The organism is Pseudomonas sp. JL23, from assembly GCF_056933585.1.
Window position 1 is genome coordinate 56,119 of the sequence record NZ_CM167795.1, and the last position, 13,699, is coordinate 69,817.

Sequence of the window (13,699 nt, forward strand, 5' to 3'; positions counted from 1 at the left end):
GAGCGAGGCTTGCCCGCGAACAGGCCGGTACATCCAATAAATCTCCTGAGGCCGAAAAATCGCTTTCGCGGGCAAGCCTCGCTCCCACCCGATATCTGTTACCTCTTTGTGGAGGCAGAACATGAGCGCAGTCATCGACGACCACGGCCATGCCGGTCACGCCCACGGCCCCGCCAAGGGCCTGATGCGCTGGGTGCTGACCACCAACCATAAAGACATCGGCACTCTGTACCTGTGGTTCAGCTTCTGCATGTTTCTGCTGGGCGGCTCGTTCGCCATGGTCATTCGTGCCGAACTGTTCCAGCCGGGCCTGCAAATCGTCGAGCCGGCGTTCTTCAATCAGATGACCACCATGCATGGCCTGGTCATGGTCTTTGGTGCAGTGATGCCGGCCTTTGTCGGTCTGGCCAACTGGATGATCCCGCTGATGATCGGCGCGCCGGACATGGCCCTGCCAAGGATGAATAACTTCAGCTTCTGGCTGTTGCCTGCGGCCTTCCTGCTGCTGGTCTCGACCCTGTTCAGCCCCGGCGGTGGGCCGAATTTTGGCTGGACCTTTTACGCGCCGCTTTCCACCACCTACGCCCCAGCCAGCGTGACCTTCTTTATCTTCGCCATCCACCTGATGGGCATCAGCTCGATCATGGGCGCAATCAACGTGATCGCCACCATCCTCAATCTGCGTGCCCCTGGCATGACGCTGATGAAAATGCCGCTGTTTGTCTGGACCTGGCTGATCACCGCCTTTCTGCTGATCGCGGTGATGCCGGTACTGGCCGGTTGCGTGACCATGATGCTGATGGACATTCACTTCGGCACCAGCTTTTTCAGTGCCGCAGGCGGCGGGGACCCGGTGCTGTTCCAGCATGTGTTCTGGTTCTTCGGGCATCCCGAGGTGTACATCATGATCCTGCCTGCCTTTGGCGCCATCAGCTCGATCATCCCGGCGTTCTCGCGTAAACCGCTGTTCGGCTACACCTCCATGGTCTACGCCACGGCGAGTATCGCCTTCCTGTCTTTTATCGTCTGGGCTCACCATATGTTCGTGGTTGGCATTCCGCTGGTGGGCGAATTGTTCTTCATGTACGCGACCATGCTCATCGCCGTGCCCACCGGGGTGAAGGTGTTCAACTGGGTCAGCACCATGTGGCAGGGCTCGCTGACCTTCGAGACGCCGATGCTGTTTGCCGTGGCCTTCGTCATCCTGTTCACCATCGGCGGCTTTTCGGGCTTGATGCTGGCGATTGCTCCGGCTGACTTTCAGTACCAGGACACCTACTTTGTCGTCGCCCACTTCCATTACGTGCTGGTGCCGGGGGCGATCTTCGGCATCTTTGCCTCGGCCTATTACTGGCTGCCGAAATGGACCGGGCACATGTACGACGAAACCTTGGGCAAGCTGCATTTCTGGCTGTCGTTCGTCGGCATGAATATGGCCTTCTTCCCCATGCATTTCGTTGGGCTGGCGGGCATGCCGCGGCGGGTGCCGGACTACAACCTGCAATTCGCCGACTTCAACATGGTCTCGTCCATCGGCGCCTTTACCTTTGGCGCTACCCAGATCTTTTTTCTGTTTATTGTCATCAAGACCATTCGTGGCGGCCCGCCCGCCCCGGCCAAACCCTGGGACGGCGCCGACGGTCTGGAGTGGACCATTCCCTCGCCTGCGCCCTATCACACCTTCACCACGCCCCCGGAGCTGGACGAGCACCCGCTGGATCACGGCAGTGAACGGCCATGAAGCCAGCACCCGAACTGCGTCGCCTGGTCACGCGCCTGCTGTTGCTTGCGGTACTGATGTTTGCCTTCGGTTTTGCCCTGGTGCCGCTGTACACCGTGATGTGCAAGGCGTTTGGTATCAACGGCAAGACCGGCGATGCCTATCAGGGCAGCCAGATGATCGACGACAGCCGCAAGGTGCGCGTGCAGTTTCTCTCGACCAACGCGGCGGATATGGTCTGGGGCTTTTACCCCGAGGCCCAAGAGCTGGACGTGCATCCCGGCGCGGTCAACCAGATGCTCTTCGTGGCGCAGAACCCCACCGACAAGCCCATGACCGCCCAGGCGGTGCCGAGCATTTCACCGGGCACGGCGGCGGTGTACTTCCACAAGACCGAGTGCTTTTGCTTCACCCAGCAGGTCTTGCAGCCGGGTGAGCGCATCGAAATGCCGGTGCGTTTCATCGTCGACCGCGCCCTGCCCGACGAGGTGAAACACCTGACCCTCGCCTATACGCTGTTCGATATCACCGCTCGCCAGCCGCCCGCGCCCGTCGCACGAAATGGCGGTTAGCCAGGAGAAATGCAAATGGCCACTCATCACGAGCATTACTACGTTCCGGCCCAAAGCAAATGGCCGATCATCGCCACGGTTGCCCTGGCCGTGACCATGTTCGGCCTGGGCACCTGGTTCAACGATATGAAGGCGGCGCGTGCCGGTCATGGGCCGTGGATCATGCTGGTTGGCGGGCTGCTGGTGGCGTACATGATGTTCGGCTGGTTCGGCACGGTGATCCGCGAAAGCCGCGCCGGGCTGTACAGCGCGCAAATGGACCGCACCTTCCGCTGGGGTATGAGCTGGTTTATCTTTTCCGAGGTGATGTTTTTCATCGCCTTCTTTGGCGCGCTGTTTTACGTGCGCACCTGGGCCGGCCCCTGGCTGGGCGGCGAAGGCAGCAAGGGCATCGCCCATATGCTGTGGCCGGATTTCCAGTATGCCTGGCCAATGCTCAACACCCCCGATCCGGCCCGCTACCCGGCGCCCAAGGGCATCATCGACCCCTGGCATCTGCCGTTGATCAACACGATCCTGCTGGTCAGCTCCAGTGTGACTGTCACCATCGCCCACCATGCGCTGAAAAAAGGCCATCGCGGCGCCTTGAAGCTATGGCTGGGCATTACCGTACTGCTGGGCCTGAGCTTCCTGACCTTGCAGGCCGAGGAATATGTGCACGCTTATAAAGAGCTGGGCCTGACTCTGGGCTCGGGCGTTTATGGCGCGACATTCTTCATGCTCACCGGTTTTCACGGCGCCCACGTCACGATTGGCTCGATCATTTTATTGGTGATGCTGATCCGCGTTCTGCGTGGGCATTTCGATGCCGAGCATCAGTTTGGCTTCGAGGCGGCAAGTTGGTATTGGCACTTTGTCGATGTGGTGTGGGTAGGGCTCTTTGTATTTGTGTACGTCCTGTAATTGGAGCTGAACTCAGGGCTCATGTGGGACCGGCTTCAGCCGGGAAGGCGGCTCGTCTGATCAAGAAAGTGAGGGGGACTGTATTGGCCTTTTCCCGGCTAAAGCCGGTCCCACAGAATTCAGATTTAGATGCGGTGGTCAATATTTCACCAAGGCACACGGGACACCAACTGCCCGCTATAGAACCCCCAGGTAATTAACCCGAGGGTAATGACCGCCAGGCACACGCGCACGGTCAGGGCCTTGAGCAGGCGGGTGGAATGGCCGCCGTCCTTGACCAGAAAGAACAGCCCGCTGAACAGGCTGGCGATGGTGGCGAAGAGCATGACGACGATAGCGACTTTAAGCATGGCGAAGCCTGCGGGAGTCAGGACATGCACATGAGTATAGGAGGCCGCTTGCCGACCCTGGTGGTCCTGGCGTTGCTGCCGTTGTTGATCAGCCTCGGTTGCTGGCAATTGGGCCGGGCCGAAGAGAAGCGCGCGATGCTGACCCAATATGCTGAACGCAAGGTGGCGCAGCCGCTGAGCAGCGCCCAGCTTGCAACCATGGCCGATCCGGCGTGGCGTCGGGTGAGGTTGTCCGGGCATTTCGATGTGGAGCACAGCCTGCTGCTGGACAACAGTCAGCGCGACGGCCGGATCGGCATCGAGCTGCTGCAACCCTTCGAGGATCAGGCCAGCGGGCTGTGGCTGTTGGTCAATCGCGGCTGGCTGCCCTGGCCGGACCGGCGCACTCCGCCGACTTTCGACACCCCGGGGCAGGTGCTGAATCTCGAGGCTTGGGTCTATGCGCTACCCGGTGCGACCTTTCAGTTGCATGCCGACCCGACGGGGGCGCCCTGGCCGCGACTGGTCACGGCGGTGGATCCGGCGAAGCTCTGGGCCGAATTGGGCCGCGAAGGTTTTGCCCAGCAATTGCGCCTGGCACCCGGCCCGGCGGCTTACCGACTGGACTGGCCGGTGGTGGCCATGGGGCCGGAGAAGCATCTGGGCTATGCGGTGCAGTGGTTCGCCATGGCGGCGACCCTGACAGTGCTGGCCCTCTACCTGGGATGGCGCACGCGCAAAAATCGCAAGGAGAACGCCCATGGCCGCGACCAGCAACCCGTTCCACGCCTCTGAACCACGCCCGGACCGACGCAAAGGCCGCTTGCAGCTGTTACTGGTGCTGCTGGTAGCGCTGGGGCCGATGGTCCTGGCCACCAGCATGTACAAGTTCAAGTTCTGGGTGCCGGACAGCCGTATCTATCACGGCGAATTGATTGGCAATGGCCAGACCCGCGCTGATCTCGGCGTGCAGAGTGAAGAAAAACGCTGGCAGTTGCTGGTCAGCGCGCCCGGAAGTTGCGAGGCCGATTGCCAGCAACTGGTGTACCTGGCCCGGCAGATTCAGATCGGCCTGGGACGGGATGCCGGACGCGCAAGCCATGCCTTGAGCAGCGCGCAACCATTGGATGCGGTCTACACGGCGAAGCTTGCGCGTGAATATCCGCAGTTGCAGCGCTATCCGCTGGATTTACCGGCTTTTCGCAAGGCCGTGCCCGGCCTCGACGCTCCGCGACTATGGATCGTCGATCCACACGGCAATCTGGTGCTGCGTTATGGCGCCGAGGTCAACGGCAAGGATCTGCTCAATGACCTGCGGCATCTGCTGAAGCTGTCGAATATCGGCTAGGAGGTCAGCATGACCAGGCCCGGATTTCGTCTTGCGTTGCTGGCCACCGTGTTGGCCTTTCTGGTGGTCATGCTGGGTGCCTATACCCGGCTGACCCATGCCGGTCTGGGCTGCCCCGACTGGCCCGGCTGCTATGGCTTTATCAGCGTGCCGCAAACGCCCGCGCAACTGGCCCATGCCGAGCGCCATTACCCGGACACCCCGGTGCAGGCCGACAAAGGCTGGAGCGAGATGACCCACCGTTATTTCGCCGGTGGCCTGACATTGTCGATTCTGCTGCTGGCCGCTCAGGCCTGGCGGCGTCGGCAACTGGCGGGGCAACCGGTGAAACTGCCCTGGCTGATCCTTGCCGTGGTCATGGCTCAGGCCACCTTCGGTATGTGGACGGTGACGCTCAGGCTCTGGCCGCAGATGGTCACCGCGCATCTGCTGGGCGGCATGCTGACCCTGAACCTGCTGTTTCTGCTGACGCTGCGCCTGAGTGGCGTCTGGGCTGCGATGCCGCAGCTGTCGTCCCGTCTACGTCGGCTTGCTGCTATCGGGCTGGTGCTGGTGGCGGTGCAGGTAGCCTTGGGTGGCTGGGTCAGCGCCAATTACGCCGCCATGGCCTGTACCGATCTGCCGACGTGCCAGGGGCAATGGTGGCCCGAGGCGGATTTCGGCAATGGCTTTCATCTGACGCAGCCCGTAGGTGAGCATTATCTGGGCGGCAAGCTCGACAGCGAAGCCCGCACGGCGATCCACCTGACCCATCGCCTGGGCGCGGTGCTGGTCACGCTGTCCGTGCTGAGCCTGGCCTGGCAGCTGCGGGCCGCCGGGCTCAAGGCGTTGGCCGGGTTATTGGTTGCGGCCCTGGCCCTGCAAATCGGCCTGGGTTTGAGCAACGTGTTGTTTCATCTGCCTCTGCCGGTGGCCGTGGCCCATAACTCAGGGGCGGCGCTGTTGTTGCTGGGGATGACGCTGGTCAATTACCGGTTAAGGATTGTCACGCCACAACCCTGTGGGAGCCGCCTGGGTGGCGATCGCGTTGGCGCTAACAACCTGGATCGTCCGGTCTTTCTGCGACCGCAGATGCAACCCTATCGCCACCAAGGCGGCTCCCACGTTTTTGACAGGAGTCATCCGTGAACCTATTGATCGAGACTCGCCACCCCCTCTGGCGCGACTACCTGGAACTGACCAAACCCAAGGTCGTCGCGCTGATGCTGATCACTTCGCTGATCGGCATGCTCCTGGCCAGCCACCAGGCGCTGCCCTGGACGCTGCTGCTGTTCGGCAATCTGGGCATCGGCCTGTGCGCGGGCGGTGCGGCGGTGGTCAATCATGTGGTGGATCGGCGTATCGATGCGCTGATGTCCCGTACCCACAAACGACCTGTGGCCGAAGGGCGTATTTCGCCGCCTGCGGCCCTGGCCTTTGCCCTGCTTCTGGCGGTGAGCGGGCAAGTGCTGTTGCTGATATTCACCAATAGCCTGGCGGCCTGGCTGACACTGGCGTCGCTGCTGGGTTATGCGGTGATCTACACGGGCTTTCTCAAGCGCGCCACGCCGCAGAACATCGTCATCGGCGGTCTGGCCGGAGCTGCGCCGCCGCTGTTGGGCTGGGTGGCGGTCAGCGGCCAGGTCAGCGCCGAGCCCCTGCTGCTGGTGCTGATCATCTTCGCCTGGACCCCGCCGCACTTCTGGGCCCTGGCGATTCATCGCAAGGAGGAATACGCCAAGGCCGCCATTCCCATGTTGCCGGTGACCCATGGTGAGCGTTACACCAAGTTGCATATCGTGCTCTACACCGGCATCTTGTTGGCCGCCAGCCTGATGCCTTTTGTGATTCGCATGAGTGGCGTGCTGTACCTGATCTGCGCCACGGCCCTGGGCCTGCGCTTTCTGTATTGGGCCTGCGTGCTGTACCGTGGCACTCGACCGCACGCGGCGATCAGTACCTTCAAGTACTCTATTTATTACCTGTTCCTGTTGTTTGCCGCCCTGCTCGCCGACCATTACTTTTCGTTGATGCCATGACCCGAACCCAGAAGACCGTTTTCATTCTTGTCGCCATCGTCACACTGATCATGGGCCTGACGGTCTATCGGGTGCTGTCCGGCAATAACCAGGGCGCTCAGGTCGGGATGATCGACGCCGGCATCATCCTGCTGCCCCAGAGCCGCACGGTGCCGGACATGGCCATGACCAATCAGGACGGCCGGGCGGTGTCGCTCAGTGATCTGAAAGGCAAGTGGACGTTGCTGTTCTTCGGCTACACCTTCTGCCCGGATATCTGCCCGACCACTCTCGCACAACTGCGTCAGATCAAGAGCGAGCTGCCCAAGGAAGCGGTCAGCAACCTGCGCGTGGTACTGGTCAGCGTCGACCCGAACCGCGACACCCCGCAGCAGCTCAAGCAGTACCTGGGCTACTTCGATAAAGATTTCGTCGGCCTCAGCGCCCCGGTGGCGCAGATCCAGAAACTGGCCAATGCCGTGAGCATTCCGTTTATCCCCGCCGATACCAGCAAGCCGAACTACACCGTTGATCACAGCGGCAACCTGGTGATCCTCGGCCCGGACGGCACTCAGCGCGGCTTTATCCGCGCGCCCATGAGCAATCCGAAGCTGGTGGCGCAACTGCCCAATCTGCTTGGCCGACAGTAGCCACGCCGCTCGGCAAAATTCCCTTACATGTCCTTGCGCTTAGTGGCAACGTACAACGGTGAACCAAACATTTACGAAGGAGCCGTTCATGTCACGTCCTGAACACTCGTCCTTCGCCAACCATTTCGTCCCGGCGCCGGGGCTGGGCAATCCGCATCTGCAAACCCTGTGGGGGCCGTTGTGGCGCCGCACCATCCATCTGGAGCGCCCGCGCGAGCGTATCTGGCTCAAGGACGGCGACTTTCTCGACCTGGACTGGCACGGTCCGCATCAAGCCGATGCGCCACTGGTATTGGTGTTGCACGGGCTGACCGGCTCGTCCAACTCGCCCTACGTGGTGGGTCTGCAACAGGCCATGGCCGAGCAAGGCTGGGCCTCCGTGGCGTTGAACTGGCGCGGCTGCTCCGGTGAGCCCAACCTGCTGTCGCGCAGCTATCACTCCGGCGCCAGCGAAGACCTGGTAGAAGTGATCGCCCACCTGCGTGCCCTGCGGCCCATGGCCCCGCTCTACGCCGTGGGCTATTCATTGGGCGGCAATGTGCTGCTTAAGCACCTGGGGGAGTCCGGCGCCAACAGTGAACTGCTCGGCGCCGTGGCGGTGTCGGTGCCGTTTCGTCTGGACGAGTGCGCTGATCGCATCGGCCAGGGCTTTTCCCGGATCTATCAGCGGCATTTCATGCGCGAGATGGTCAATTACATCCGTGACAAGCAACGGCGCTTCCAGCATGAAGGGTTGAGCGAGGGCCTGGCCGAGTTGTCCGCCCTTGGCTCCCTGGAAAACATGCGCACCTTCTGGGATTTCGATGGCCGGGTCACTGCGCCCCTGCATGGCTTTGCCGACGCCAAGGACTACTATCGCCGCGCCTCCAGTCGTTATTTTCTCGGACAGATTCGTACGCCGACCCTGATCATTCAGTCCACCGACGACCCCTTCGTGTTTATCCACAGCCTGCCCGAAGCCCATGAATTGTCGTCCTGCACCGAACTGGAATTGCAGGCCCGGGGCGGTCATGTCGGATTTGTCGACGGCACGCTGAAGAAACCGGGGTATTACCTGGAACGGCGTATCCCTTTGTGGCTGACCAGCGCCCACAGCGGCGAGTTGCACAGCTGAGCTGCACAAATCTTCGAGACGATGACTGTGTGAATCTTTAAGCTGCCGGGACAAGGAGAACTATCTATGTCCCGCAGTCAGTTTTTTTCTCGCGGTCTTCGCGACAGCGTACCGATGCTGGTCGGTATTGCCCCATTTGGTATTATTTTTGGCACGCTGGCCGGTGTTTCCGGCCTGTCTCTGTGGCAGTCGGTAGGCATGTCGCTGTTCGTCTACGCCGGTTCGGCGCAATTTATCGTGATCAGCCTGATGGGCGCCGGAGCCAGTGCCGTGGTGATCTTGCTGACTACCTTTATCGTCAATCTGCGCCATGTACTGTACAGCGCGACCCTGCAACCTCAGGTCAGCGAGCTGCCGCAGCGCTGGCGTCTGCTGTTGGCGTTCTGGCTGACTGACGAGACCTTTGCCGTGGTCCAGCGTTTCTACCTGGTCCATGGCCGCACGCCTCTGGCGCACTGGTATTGGCTCGGTGTGGCCAGTGCCTTGTATGCCTGCTGGGTGCTCAGCTCGCTGGTTGGCGTGCTGTTCGGTCAGGCCGTGCCGGATATGGCCGGTTGGGGCCTGGAGTTCGCCATGTTGGCGACATTTATCGGCATCGTCGTGCCGCTGTTGCGCAACAAGCCGCAGATCGCCGCCGCCCTGGCTGCCGCCGCAGTCGCCCTGCTGACCTATAGCTGGCCGTACAAACTCGGGCTGATGGCCGCCGCCTTCGGCGGGATTGCCGTAGGCGTGCTGCTTGAGCGGCGCAAAGCCGATCTGGCCCAGGGCGATGAGGTGCACTCATGAGTTACTGGTGGCTGATCCTTGGCATGACTGCCATTACTTTTCTCATGCGCTATAGCTTGTTTGCCTGGCCCAACATCAGCTTCCCGCCGGTGGTTCGTCAGGGGCTGCACTATGTGCCCACCGCCGTGCTGACTGCCATCGTCGCCCCCGGCATGCTGTTGCCCGATGGCGAACACTGGCAGGTGAGTTTCGATAACGCTTATTTGCTGGCGGGGATCGTGGCGATTGCCATTGCCGCGTTCAGCCGCAATTTGCTGGCGACCATTGGCGGTGGGTTGCTGGTGTTCTTTGCGTTGCGGTGGGTGTTGGGGCAATAGGTTTTGCACATGCCAGGTGGGACCGGCTTTAGCCGGGAAGACGATATTCCAGACGCCGAAATGCATCGACTGGACTGGCCTCTTCCCGGCTGAAGCCGGTCCCACAATAGCTGCTACGAAGCTCGCTTACTCCCCCGTCGCAACCTCGCGGGATGGATCGGTAATCCATTCGCTCCACGACCCCGCATACAGCTTGCCTAACGGATAACCGGCCAGGCACATGGCGAACAGGTTATGGCAGGCGGTCACGCCGGAGCCGCAATAAGAAACCAGTTTGTCCGGCGAGCGCCCCTTCAGCTGTTCTTCAAAACGCAGTTTGAGCTGTTCGGCGGGCAAGAAGCGTCCGTCCGGGCCGAGGTTATCGGTGAAGGCGACACATTGCGCTCCCGGAATGTGCCCGGCCACCGGGTCGATCGGCTCGACTTCGCCACGGAAGCGCGCACCGGCACGGGCGTCGATCAGGGTCATTTCTGGATTGCCGAGTTTCTTGTGCAGTTTTTCCGCTGTCAGTAGCAGGTCCATGTCCGGCTTGCCGGTAAAGCGGCCCTGATAATTGCTCGGTGGATCGAGGCTCAGAGGCAGACCCGCCGCATGCCAGGCCTTGAGGCCGCCATCGAGCAGGTACACGCCGCTGCGCTTGCCCAGCCAGGCCAGGCTCCACCAGGCGCGGGCCGCGTACATGCCGAGGCCGTCGTCATAGAGCACGACTTCGCTGTCCGGGTCGATACCCCAGTTCTGCAGGCGTTGCACCAGTGCCTGGGGGTCAGGCAGTGGATGACGGCCGGTCTTGCCCTTACTGATCGGACCGCTGAGGTCGCGCTCCAGGTCGGCAAAGTGAGCCCCGGCAATGTGCCCTCCGGCATAGCTGCGCTGGCCGTAATCCAGGTCTTCCAGGGCAAAGCGGCAATCGAGAATGACCAACCCCGGTTGCTCCAGACGGTCGGCCAGTTGTTGCGGGCTGATCAGTTGCGCAAGTGACATCTCGGACTCCTGTGGATAAGTCATGGACGGTTACTCCAGCGCCTGTAGCAAGGGCACGTAGAACGCCTCGCACAGCGCATTCACCTCGTCCCGCGCCAGGGCGGTGACGTAGGCGGATTCAAGCATCAATACCTGATAGACACCGCGACGGATGGCATCTTCGTTCAGGTATGCGGGATTTTCCCGAGTGGTGCACAGAAAGCGCACCCACGAGGTGAGGATAATCCAGGTATTGAGGGTCAGGGATTCGATCTGCACCTTGTCCATGGCCAGGATGCCAGCCTCGACGAAGCTGGCGTAGATCGCTTTGGCCTGGATCAGGCAATGCTGGGAAAAACGTCGGTAGCGTGCCGCCAGCTCCGGGTCGGCGTCCAGCAGGTGTTCGAGATCGCGGTGCAGAAAGCGGTAGCGCCACATGCCGTCGAGAATTTCCAGCAGGTACTGGCGCATGTCTTCGACCTTGGGCAGGCGGCCCTTGGGCGGGTGCAGAAAGCTCTGGACCAGGGTTTCGTACTCGCCGAACAGCTCGGCGATGATCGCCTGCTTGTTGGGGAAGTGGTAGTACAGATTGCCCGGCGAAATCTCCATGTGCGCGGCGATGTGGTTGGTGCTCACACTGCGCTCACCGTGCTGGTTGAACAGTGCAAGACTGCTCTGCACGATGCGTTCACGGGTTTTCAGACGTGGGGCCATGCTTGATCGACATGTTATTGGAGTGTTGCCGATCTTAACGCAAGCTGTGGCTAAACTTTCTTTCATCTTGCGCGAGCTTTGTCTTCCTTGCGCGTTGCCACACTATGCCACTGTCACAGGGGCGCCCATCGGCTGCCCTGTCTAATAAAAACTTCAGGGAGCGCACCGCGCCCATGACTCATGTACTCGTCATCGAGGACGATTGCGCGACTGCCAATGAAATCGAAGCCGCTCTGCAGGACCACGGTTTTAGCGTGATCTGCGTGGATAACGGCCGTGAAGGCCTGTCACAGGCCTTTACCGACAGGTTCGACCTGATTGTGCTGGACCGCATGTTGCCCGGCACTATTGATGGCCTGGGCGTGCTCACTGCTCTGCGTGCGGCCAGTATGGCCACACCGGTACTGATCCTCAGCGCGTTGAGTGCCTTGGACGAGCGAGTCCGTGGCCTGCGCGCCGGGGGTGACGATTACCTGACCAAGCCTTTCGAGTTCATCGAGCTGACCGCCCGCCTGGATGCCCTCATGCGGCGCCGCAGCGTGACCTCCAATCCGGAGCGCGAAAGCCGCCTGAAAGTCGGCAAGCTGGAAATCGACCTGCTGAACCGCAGCGTGCGGCGTGGCGATCGCGTGATTGAACTGCTGCCTCGTGAATACGCGCTGCTCGAACACTTGATGCGCCATGCCGATCAGGTGATGACCCGCACCATGTTGTTCGAGACCGTGTGGAATTACAGCTACGACGAGCACACCAATGTCATCGAAGTACATATCGGCCGTCTGCGCCGCAAGATCGATGGCGAAGGTGAAGCGCAAATGATCCATACCGTCCGGGGGGCCGGCTATGTTCTTCGTTCATTTGAATGACATTCCGCGCACCATCAGTTTCCGCACCGGGCTTATGTTTCTAGGGTTGTTCGGCTTCTCGTTCCTGGCACTGTTCGGTTATATCTACTGGCAGACAGCGTTTTATCTCACCACTGAAACCGACGCCACACTGCATCGCCAGGTAGAAAATCGCAGCCGGCAACCGCCTGTACTGATGGAGCGGGAGATTCGCAAGCATGAGGCGCAGGATGCCGAAGGCCGCTTGCCCCATACCCTTTATGACGAGCAAGGCAACTACGTCGCAGGTGCCATGCGCACGCTGCCATCGTTCAAGGCTTTTGATGAGCCCGTCGAGTTTCTCTGGTTGAACCCCAATGGCCTTCAGCGGATGGTGCGCTTCATGGTTCACCGGCTGGACGACAACAGGATTCTGTTGGTCGCCCAGGATATGCAGGACATTCGCGAGTTCGACGAACTGCTGGTCAATGCCCTGATCTCAGGCGGCTGCCTGCTATTGCTGGTCGGGCTGTTGGGGGCGATCTGGCTGGGTCACTCCGCACGACGGCGGCTGGACACCCTCACTGATGCGATCAAGGGCATTTTCGAGGGTGACCTCAGCGGGCGCTTGCCTACCCGTGGTAATCACGATGACATCGACCGTATCGCCCATGTGGTCAATGGCATGCTTGATGAACTTGAACGGCTGATGAGCGAAGTAAAAGGCGTCTGCGACGACATCGCCCACGACCTGCGCACACCACTGACACGTTTGATTGCCGGGCTCGAACGCGCCCAGCGTCGGGGGCTTCGCGATGATGAATATGCCGGCGCCATCGATGCGGCAATTACCGAGGCCCGCGGGTTGATGCTGACGTTCCGGGCGTTGCTGCGTATTTCCGAAATTGAAGGCAGCGCCCGGCGCAGTAATTTCACGGAAGTCGACCTGAATCAGATTGGTGCCGATGTCGCCGAGTTTTTCACGCCGTTGGCTGAGGACAGAGGCATTACCCTCAATTTTACGCCAGCCGATACCCCGGCCCTGCGCTTGGGTGATGCGCAGTTGCTGTTCGACGCGGCCTGCAATCTGCTGGACAACGCGGTCAAGTTTTCCCCGGATAACGGGCGGATTCAGGTAGACATCATCGTCACCGCCCAAGGCCCTGGCCTGAGCGTCAGCGATAACGGCCCCGGCATTGCGCCGCAGGAACGTGAGGCAGTATTTCGCCGTCTGTATCGCTCGGAGTCGAGCCGGCAAACGCCGGGCAACGGCTTGGGGCTGAGCATGGCAGCGGCGGTGGCCCGGCTGCATGAGATGAGCCTGACCGTACATGACGCTGAACCGGGTTGCCGCATGGAATTGCTTAGTGTGCGTGGGCTTTGATCGCAGGAGCCCGCTTGCTGGCAATAGCGTCAGGTCAGTCGACGAAAGTGTCGCCTGTCACACCGCATCGCCAGCAAGCCG

16 protein-coding genes are annotated in these 13,699 nt (G+C 61.0%); 13 read left to right on the forward strand and 3 right to left on the reverse strand.

What is annotated here, in order from left to right; translation table 11 throughout:
• The first annotated feature begins 121 nt into the window (after nt 1-121).
• From ctaD to AC1Z24_RS00270, 3 genes are read left to right on the forward strand one after another with little or no spacing between them, the layout of a single operon-like run.
• Nucleotides 122-1,741, forward strand: a complete 1,620-nt coding sequence (gene ctaD / locus AC1Z24_RS00260; protein ID WP_483744123.1) for a cytochrome c oxidase subunit I — start codon at nt 122-124, stop codon at nt 1,739-1,741.
• Nucleotides 1,738-2,292 carry a cytochrome c oxidase assembly protein gene (locus tag AC1Z24_RS00265; RefSeq protein ID WP_483744124.1) on the forward strand — a complete coding sequence of 185 codons (555 nt, stop codon included), beginning with the start codon at nt 1,738-1,740 and terminating at the stop codon, nt 2,290-2,292. Before ctaD ends, AC1Z24_RS00265 begins: the two co-directional genes overlap by 4 nt.
• 15 nt (nt 2,293-2,307) lie before the next feature.
• Nucleotides 2,308-3,195 (forward strand): cytochrome c oxidase subunit 3, encoded by an 888-nt coding sequence (locus tag AC1Z24_RS00270; protein ID WP_483744125.1) that lies wholly within the window; start codon nt 2,308-2,310, stop codon nt 3,193-3,195.
• A gap of 146 nt (nt 3,196-3,341) precedes the next feature.
• Here the strand turns inward: AC1Z24_RS00270 and AC1Z24_RS00275 are convergent, their stop codons facing one another.
• A complete protein-coding gene (locus tag AC1Z24_RS00275) occupies nt 3,342-3,545 on the reverse strand; it encodes a twin transmembrane helix small protein (protein ID WP_483744126.1) in 204 nt (67 codons plus the stop codon).
• Between the two features lie 24 nt (nt 3,546-3,569).
• Here AC1Z24_RS00275 and AC1Z24_RS00280 point away from each other — a divergent pair, with 24 nt between their 5' ends.
• The 8 genes from AC1Z24_RS00280 (at nt 3,570) to AC1Z24_RS00315 (ending at nt 9,736) form a co-directional block, all read left to right on the forward strand.
• A complete protein-coding gene (locus AC1Z24_RS00280; RefSeq protein ID WP_483744127.1) occupies nt 3,570-4,319 on the forward strand; it encodes an SURF1 family protein in 750 nt (249 codons plus the stop codon).
• Nucleotides 4,285-4,872 carry a hypothetical protein gene (locus tag AC1Z24_RS00285; RefSeq protein ID WP_483744128.1) on the forward strand — a complete coding sequence of 196 codons (588 nt, stop codon included), beginning with the start codon at nt 4,285-4,287 and terminating at the stop codon, nt 4,870-4,872. The genes AC1Z24_RS00280 and AC1Z24_RS00285 overlap by 35 nt, the downstream gene beginning before the upstream one ends.
• Nucleotides 4,873-4,881: 9 nt before the next feature.
• Nucleotides 4,882-6,000 (forward strand): COX15/CtaA family protein, encoded by a 1,119-nt coding sequence (locus tag AC1Z24_RS00290; protein ID WP_483744129.1) that lies wholly within the window; start codon nt 4,882-4,884, stop codon nt 5,998-6,000.
• Entirely contained in the window at nt 5,997-6,890 is an 894-nt protein-coding gene (cyoE, locus tag AC1Z24_RS00295) for a heme o synthase (protein WP_483744130.1), read from the forward strand. The genes AC1Z24_RS00290 and cyoE overlap by 4 nt, the downstream gene beginning before the upstream one ends.
• Entirely contained in the window at nt 6,887-7,519 is a 633-nt protein-coding gene (locus tag AC1Z24_RS00300) for an SCO family protein (RefSeq protein WP_483744131.1), read from the forward strand. The genes cyoE and AC1Z24_RS00300 overlap by 4 nt, the downstream gene beginning before the upstream one ends.
• A gap of 88 nt (nt 7,520-7,607) precedes the next feature.
• The gene (locus AC1Z24_RS00305; RefSeq protein WP_259101111.1) at nt 7,608-8,633 is read left to right on the forward strand and encodes a hydrolase; all 1,026 of its coding nucleotides are present in this window, start codon (nt 7,608-7,610) and stop codon (nt 8,631-8,633) included.
• A 66-nt stretch (nt 8,634-8,699) separates the two neighbouring features.
• Nucleotides 8,700-9,419, forward strand: a complete 720-nt coding sequence (locus tag AC1Z24_RS00310; protein ID WP_483744132.1) for an AzlC family ABC transporter permease — start codon at nt 8,700-8,702, stop codon at nt 9,417-9,419.
• On the forward strand, nt 9,416-9,736 hold the full coding sequence (locus AC1Z24_RS00315; RefSeq protein ID WP_259101113.1) for an AzlD domain-containing protein: 321 nt from the start codon (nt 9,416-9,418) through the stop codon (nt 9,734-9,736). Before AC1Z24_RS00310 ends, AC1Z24_RS00315 begins: the two co-directional genes overlap by 4 nt.
• Before the next feature lie 126 nt (nt 9,737-9,862).
• On the opposite strand, the gene AC1Z24_RS00320 is transcribed toward AC1Z24_RS00315, so the two are convergent.
• Nucleotides 9,863-10,717 (reverse strand): sulfurtransferase, encoded by an 855-nt coding sequence (locus AC1Z24_RS00320; RefSeq protein ID WP_483744133.1) that lies wholly within the window; start codon nt 10,715-10,717, stop codon nt 9,863-9,865.
• Nucleotides 10,718-10,747: 30 nt separating this feature from the next.
• The gene (locus tag AC1Z24_RS00325; protein WP_483744134.1) at nt 10,748-11,410 is read right to left on the reverse strand and encodes a TetR/AcrR family transcriptional regulator; all 663 of its coding nucleotides are present in this window, start codon (nt 11,408-11,410) and stop codon (nt 10,748-10,750) included.
• Between the two features lie 173 nt (nt 11,411-11,583).
• Here AC1Z24_RS00325 and AC1Z24_RS00330 point away from each other — a divergent pair, with 173 nt between their 5' ends.
• Nucleotides 11,584-12,276 carry a response regulator transcription factor gene (locus AC1Z24_RS00330; protein ID WP_483744135.1) on the forward strand — a complete coding sequence of 231 codons (693 nt, stop codon included), beginning with the start codon at nt 11,584-11,586 and terminating at the stop codon, nt 12,274-12,276.
• Complete coding sequence (locus AC1Z24_RS00335) at nt 12,254-13,618, forward strand: sensor histidine kinase (protein ID WP_483744136.1); 1,365 nt, start codon at nt 12,254-12,256, stop codon at nt 13,616-13,618. The genes AC1Z24_RS00330 and AC1Z24_RS00335 overlap by 23 nt, the downstream gene beginning before the upstream one ends.
• The last annotated feature ends 81 nt before the right edge of the window (nt 13,619-13,699 follow it).